This is a genomic window from Alteromonas alvinellae (assembly GCF_902705805.1).
Map to the genome: position 1 here is coordinate 1 of NZ_CACSIH010000118.1, position 6,930 is coordinate 6,930.

A 6,930-nucleotide genomic window follows, 5' to 3' on the forward strand; every position below is an offset into this window, starting at 1 on the left:
GCAGTTACACAGAATCTGTTACAGGCTCTTGATGTATTCTAGTTCAAACTACCTTTTGTGAAGGTGGCACCTTTCTACCGCCTCTTCCACCGTCCAATAGATGATTCCGTCGCTTCATCTTCAAAATTCTACCTGTCGTCGATATTGAGGATTTATTACAACTTTAGTATTGTGCGAGCGAATCTTTTTGTGATTTACTCAGCCTTCAGCACCACGTGCTTTTCATCTCTAATAATAAGTCTGTTCAGACAATCTGGCGTTTAGCAGTACCCCAACAATAGATAGAAGATATTGTATTTCAAAGCGTTTTTCATTCACGAAATACAAAACTACACACTTCGAAAAGTAAAATTTAAAAGAATTCAGGAACAACACAATGCAACAGGCAAAATTTAACGCTTCTGCTTTCAAGCTTTCCCTCATTGCTTCTGTAATTGCAGGAATGGCTTTTTCTTCTTCGTCAGTGCTTGCACAGGAGCAAGCCTCTGTTGATGAGCAAGATGTTGAGCAAATCCAAATTGTAGGTTCACGTCGCGTTGGTCGCACCATCAATGACTCCCCTGTACCTATCGATATTATCGATGCTTCATCTATAGAAGCAACGGGCCTCACTGAAACCAACATGATCTTAAACCAGTTACTGCCCAGCTTTAACTTCCCTCAGCCATCTATTACCGATGGCACCGACCACGTGCGACCAGCGCAGCTGCGTGGTTTAGCACCAGATCACACGCTGGTATTAGTTAATGGTAAGCGTCGTCATACCTCCGCGCTTCTTAATTTAAATGGTTCAGTGGGGCGTGGCTCATCAGCGGTAGATTTAAACGCTATCCCGGCTAATGCGATTAAGCGTATTGAGGTGTTGCGTGACGGTGCTGCGGCTCAGTACGGCTCAGACGCCATTGCCGGTGTTATCAACATTGTTTTGAAAGATGCTGCCGAAGGCGGTGAAGTGTCGGCAACGTATGGTGCTAACGTTACAACAATGGATGGTGTGCCTAACCTTGAAGGGGTAAGTGTTGGCGCTGACGGTAATTTAGCATTCGCTGAAGGAAGCGACAGAGACGTAACCGATGGACAAACCTTTACCCTTCGCGGAAACGTAGGCTTCGAATGGGGAGACGACGGCTTTGTTAACGTATCAGGTGAATACCGTGACCGTGGACAGGCGAACCGTTCGGACTACGACCAGCGAGAAAACTATGCCCGCGATGCAGAGGGTAATCTAGACCCGCGCGAACTTACAGTTAATCGCTACAACCACGTTTACGGTAACGGTGAGGTGGAAGATTACGCCTTGTTCATAAACGCGGGCAAAGCCCTTACTGATAGCGTTGAGTTTTATACTACCGCAGGCTACAGCACCCGTGATTCGGTAGGCGGAGGCTTTTACCGTCGTGCTCAAGATTCACGAAACGTAGTTGAAATTTATCCAGACGGATTCCTACCTTCTATTCAAACTGACATAACCGATATGTCGCTGCTTGCTGGTATTAAGGGTTATGGCGATGTGTGGAATTACGACTTGTCCGTAACACATGGCGGTAATGAACTTGAATATGGTGTTATCAACACCCTAAACACGTCTTTAGGTCCAACGAGTCAAACTGAGTTTGATGCAGGTACGCTAGAATACAACACCACTATAGTGAATGCAGACGCGTCACGATTGGTTGATACGGGTTTGTTCTACAGTGAAATGAACTTCGCAATGGGTGCAGAATACCGTCACGAAAGCTACGAAATTACTGCAGGTGAAGAAAACTCCTATATTCAAGGTACCTTTGGACCTGGCGGCGTGGTGACAGACCCGGTAGACGGCCCGTTTGGTGCTGCTGGTTCCCAAGTATTCCCTGGCTTTACACCAGAATCTGCAGGTGAAAACAGCCGTCATAACTATAGCTTCTACGTGGATGTAGAGGCTGACGTGGTTGAGAATTGGAATGTTGCAGTGGCAGGGCGCTATGAAGATTATTCTGACTTCGGCAGCACGTTTAATTGGAAAATGTCTCACCGTGTAACTCTGAGTGATGCATTTGCACTTCGTGCGTCGGTATCAACCGGCTTTAGAGCGCCGTCTCTTCAGCAGCAATTCTTCACCTCTATCGCAACCGTATTTGTTGATGGCGAGCCAACTGAAACGGGGACTTTCGCACCATCTAGTGATGTTGCGCAAGCGCTTGGTAGCCCGGGTCTAGACGCAGAAGAGTCGAATAACTACAGTGCTGGTTTTACTTACTCGCCCACAGCCGACTTTAACTTAACGGTAGACTTCTACCGCATAGACATCGACGATCGAATTGTGTTGTCTAACAACCTTTCGGGTGATGCGATTGAAGCCTTGCTAGAAGGCACTGGAGCAAACCGTGCACGCTTCTTCTTAAACGCAATCAATTCGCGTACAGAAGGTGTGGACATTGTATCTACTTACACTTTGAATACATCTGACTATGGTGCGTTTAACTTTAATGCCGGAATGAACTTCAATGACAACGAAGTAACAGACATTTTAGATGCGCCTGACGTGCTGCAAAACGCTGGTTTCGACCAAGACAATCTGTTCAGTGATGTTGAGCTTCGTCGCTTTGAAACCAGTTCACCTGATAGCAAATTGAATCTTGGCGTCACGTGGAATTATGACCGCTACACAACAACCTTACGCACTACTCGTTATGGTGAAGTGGAAGACCCATCGTCAGTTGAAGCACGCAATGAAATCATTCCATCAGAGTGGATCACAGACCTAGACGTTCGCATTGCGTTAACAGAAGGACTTACCGTTTCTGTTGGTGCTAACAATTTGTTTGATGTGTACCCAGAAACAACCCGTGAACTTGTGGATGATGTAACCACGTTCTCGCGCCTGTTCCCGTATTCAGGCTTCTCGCCTTACGGTTTCACTGGACGTTTTGTTTATGGAAAAGTTTCGTATAGCTTCTAAATAGCATCGGTTCTTGAGTGCTGAAAGCCAGTTGATTAATAATCAACTGGCTTTTTGTACCTGTTACTTATTCATTTTTCTCAAAGCTAACCGCACAGCGATGTTCGTTTAAAAGCGCAAAGTCTTCTTTGGGAATAAAGGCGTCGTAATCACGTTGCAGCTTAACTTGTGCTTCCTTGCGAATTTTAATGCGGCGTATAGCCGTTACGAAATTGCGCATTTCATGGTGAGTAGATAACTCTAGCTCAGGTACTGAAACAGGTGTACCGCTATCATCTTTGGCAACCATGGTAAAAAAGCTGTTGTTGGTATGCTTGACCTCATTGGTTTTGATATTTTCCGTAGTGACTTTAATCCCTACTACCAAGGATGTGTTTCCGACATAATGAACGGTAGCATCGAGGTGAAGTAAGTCACCCACTTCAACGGGCTGTAAAAACTCAACGCCATCCACAGTTACCGTAACACAGTAGGCACCTGCGTGTTTACTTGCACATGCGTAGGCAACTTTATCCATTAAAGATAAGATAACGCCACCATGCACCTTACCGCCAAAGTTAGCAAAAGAAGGCACCATTAATTCAGTCAGTCTTGTTCTAGAAAAAGCGACACTACGTGCAGTCATAAACAACCTTTAATTTTTAGCTCTTGAAAAGCGCCGGGTAAGCGTTCATATCAGTATTAAATTACCCTACCACAAATTTTAAGGAATGGTTTTGTCACAAACGCACTTTTATCAGCCAAAAGAAGGTCATGGCTTGGCTCACGACCCGTTTAACGCGATCATTGCGCCACGTCCTATTGGCTGGATTTCTACAAAATCAAAAGCGGGCGTATTAAATCTGGCCCCTTACAGCTTTTTCAATGCGTTGAACTATACTCCACCAATTATCGGCTTTTCAGTAGTAGGCAGTAAGAAAGATTCACTGGTAAACGTACAGGAAACGGGTGAGTTTTGCTGGAATCTTGTATCAGAAGATTTGATTGATGCAATGAACACGACAAGTAAACCTCTGGCACCTGAAGAAAGTGAATTTGACCATGCAGGGCTTAAAACTGTAGAAAGTGAAGTGGTAAGCGTTCCCCGCGTAAAAGCGAGTAAGGTAAGCATGGAGTGTCAGCTTACCGATGTGGTACAGCTAAAGTCAGCCTCAGGTGATGAAGTAAATAGCTGGTTTATTATGGGTGAAGTAGTGGGTGTACACATTGATAAGTCACTCATAGAAAACGGCGTTTACAGCACGCTGAAAAGTGCGCCAGTTACCCGTGGTGGCGGACGAGGCGATTATTACACTATTTCCCGAGAAAACTTTTTCGAAATGCTAAGACCAGAGTAACGGTCTTTAATAAAATAGTGACAACGCGTTAATATTAATCGGTGACCTAAATGCTTAATATGAATTTTGATGAACGCTTAGCGATTAATACGCAAATGCAAGAATGGCAGGCGTCACCGTCTTCTACGGTATGGCGGAAGCCTTTAGAGCGTGAAGCAAAAGAGTTTGGTCATACAACAAGCGTCGTGAAGTACGAAGCTGGCGCGAGTTTTAAGCAGCATAGTCATCCTTATGGTGAAGAAATATTGGTGCTTGAGGGTGTGTTTTCCGATGAACACGGTGACTACCCTGCGGGCACTTACTTGCGTAACCCGCCAGGCAGTAAACATAGCCCTTTTAGTAAAGAAGGCTGTGTTATTTTAGTGAAGCTGAACCAGTTTGATAAGCGCGACTTGAGTGAAGTACGGGTAAATACAAATAAAGAACAATGGCTGCAAGGGCAGGGCGGTTTACAAGTGATGCCGCTCCACAACTTTGAGCATGAACATGTGGCGCTAGTTAAGTGGCCAGTTGGTGAGGTATTTAAACCTCACAAGCACTTTGGTGGTGAAGAGATTTTCGTACTGTCGGGTACATTTAAAGACGAACATGGTGCATACCCAAAAGGCACATGGTTGCGCAATCCTCATATGAGTCAGCATCATCCTTACGTGGATGAGGAAACAATAATATGGGTGAAGACAGGGCATTTGCCAGTAGCGTTGTAGGCCGCCATTTCATTTGTTGCAGGTAAATCAAAACTAGTGTTTTACATGCGGTCAATTGCTACAAACGAAAAAGGCTAACCCGAGGTTAGCCTTTCTTTTGTTTAATCTCACTAGGTCAAAGTTAGCCTGGTAACATCTAACTCTAAAACACTCACCTAGTAAAAGCCGGACTTAATCCCAAATACCATCTTCTGACTTACCCTGTATTTCACAGTCGCCCGCTTTGTATTCCATGTTTGCGCCACTGTCTTTTTTCTTAAAGTAGTCTTTGCTGATAGACACAATGGTAGGAGTCATCCACACAATAGCGATGATGTTAATCACCGTCATTAGGCCTAACGCCATGTCGGCCATGGCCCATACCTGAGGTAGGGCTGCCTGTGCGCCCCAGTAAATCATGCCTAAATAACCAATAGTGTAAACTGCACGGCCTATTTTATTATCTAGCTTGAACATATGCAGATTACTCTCGCCATAGGCATAGTTTGCCACTACAGACGTGAATGCAAATAAGCTGATGGCGGCAGCCACAAAATCAGTACCGCCTTCGCCTAGGTGACTGCTCATCGCATCTTGGGTTAGGCGTATGCCTTCCATCTGATCAGAGCTTGAACCGCCAGCAAGTAAAATGATGAAGGCAGTAGACGTACATAGCACGAGTGTATCTAAGAAAACGCCAAGCATCTGAATGTAACCTTGTGATACGGGGTGATTAGGGTTTGGCACAGCACTCGCCGCAGCGTGCGGTACAGAGCCGCTGCCCGCTTCGTTTGAATACAGTCCGCGCTGAATACCATTTTTAATGGCCGCACCGAGTGCACCAGCGCCAGCTTCCTGCAAGCCAAATGCTGATTTAACGATATCGAGCAGCATGGCTGGCAGTTCGGAAATATTAATGAAGGTAATAGCCAATGCCACAAGCACGTAGCCTATTCCCATAAATGGCACCACAAACTCGGCAAAGCGTGCAATGCTTTTAAGGCCTCCCACGACGATTAAGGCTGCCAGTGCAATAATGGCTAGGCCCACATATTCTGTGGGGAAAGAATACGCATTGTTTAATGCATCGGTGATAGTATTAGCTTGAACGGCACTGAAAACAAAACCGTAGCCAAAGAACAAACACAGCGAGAAAGCAACGGCTAACCAGGTTTTATTCAAACCCTGCTTGATATAGTACGCAGGGCCGCCACGGAACTCGCCGTTTTCGTCACGTACTTTGTATAGCTGGCCTAACACACTTTCAGCAAAACCAGTGGCCATACCTAAAAGGGCAATCATCCACATCCAAAAAATAGCGCCAGCACCGCCTAGAGATATAGCAACCGCGACGCCAGCTAAGTTACCCGTGCCTACACGAGCCGATAAGCTGGTACACAAAGCTTGGAATGAACTTATCCCATCCTTAGTAGAAGTGTTACTGCCCTTTAGTAGGCTGAACATATGGCCGAAGTGCCTAAGCTGCACACCGCCAAGTTTAACGGTAAACCAGATACCACATGCAAGCAGCATAATGATAAGTACCTGACCGTCTCCCCAAAGAATATTGTTAACTAATGAAACGAATTCGTTTATCACGCACTTTCCTTCGTTATTGTTTTAATTATTGCTCGGCGTGTAGAAATGAACTGAACATGACAGGTGCGTTGTCAGAACAAACGCTTCGGCTTAAGCAAACTTGTATTTGCTAAACCTTGGAATAAGCCGAGCTATATCGATAAAAACCAATACTAGCACGACAATTAAATGATTGGACAATGAAAACGTACTGAAACTATGACGTTTTATGCTCGCATATAGCAAATTTATTCATTCATGGGGGAGAAGAACACATTTGCTGAACAAAACGAGAGTACAAACAAAAAAACCGCTCAAAAGAGCGGCTTTTTCAAGAATATGGCTGGGGGAACAGGACTCGAACCTATGAATGGCGGGATCAAAACCC

At 45.1% G+C, this 6,930-nt stretch carries 5 protein-coding genes; 3 read left to right on the forward strand and 2 right to left on the reverse strand.

What is annotated here, in order from left to right; all coding sequences use genetic code 11:
• The first annotated feature begins 376 nt into the window (after positions 1-376).
• Positions 377-2,941: a TonB-dependent receptor plug domain-containing protein gene (locus tag ACX5KA_RS08710; RefSeq protein WP_458730901.1), complete on the forward strand. Its 2,565-nt coding sequence runs from the start codon at positions 377-379 to the stop codon at positions 2,939-2,941.
• A 67-nt stretch (positions 2,942-3,008) separates the two neighbouring features.
• On the opposite strand, the gene ACX5KA_RS08715 is transcribed toward ACX5KA_RS08710, so the two are convergent.
• A complete protein-coding gene (locus ACX5KA_RS08715; RefSeq protein ID WP_039216242.1) occupies positions 3,009-3,566 on the reverse strand; it encodes an acyl-CoA thioesterase in 558 nt (185 codons plus the stop codon).
• A 91-nt stretch (positions 3,567-3,657) separates the two neighbouring features.
• On the opposite strand from ACX5KA_RS08715, the gene ACX5KA_RS08720 reads away from it, so the two are divergent.
• Both ACX5KA_RS08720 and ACX5KA_RS08725 read left to right on the forward strand, forming a co-directional pair.
• Positions 3,658-4,278, forward strand: coding sequence for a flavin reductase family protein (locus ACX5KA_RS08720; RefSeq protein ID WP_458730902.1), 621 nt, complete (start codon positions 3,658-3,660; stop codon positions 4,276-4,278).
• 50 nt (positions 4,279-4,328) lie between these two features.
• Positions 4,329-4,985 (forward strand): cupin domain-containing protein, encoded by a 657-nt coding sequence (locus ACX5KA_RS08725; RefSeq protein ID WP_156087328.1) that lies wholly within the window; start codon positions 4,329-4,331, stop codon positions 4,983-4,985.
• 171 nt (positions 4,986-5,156) lie between these two features.
• Here ACX5KA_RS08725 and ACX5KA_RS08730 read toward each other — a convergent pair whose 3' ends face one another.
• Positions 5,157-6,563 carry an alanine/glycine:cation symporter family protein gene (locus tag ACX5KA_RS08730; RefSeq protein ID WP_014949007.1) on the reverse strand — a complete coding sequence of 469 codons (1,407 nt, stop codon included), beginning with the start codon at positions 6,561-6,563 and terminating at the stop codon, positions 5,157-5,159.
• Positions 6,564-6,930 lie beyond the last annotated feature (367 nt).

Excerpts from the sequence above, each read along its gene's own strand:
- ACX5KA_RS08725 (WP_156087328.1), top strand. The coding sequence starts at position 4,329 with ATGCTTAATATGAATTTTGATGAACGCTTAGCGATTAATACGCAAATG.
- ACX5KA_RS08715 (WP_039216242.1), bottom strand. The coding sequence starts at position 3,566 with ATGACTGCACGTAGTGTCGCTTTTTCTAGAACAAGACTGACTGAATTA.
- ACX5KA_RS08710 (WP_458730901.1), top strand. The coding sequence starts at position 377 with ATGCAACAGGCAAAATTTAACGCTTCTGCTTTCAAGCTTTCCCTCATT.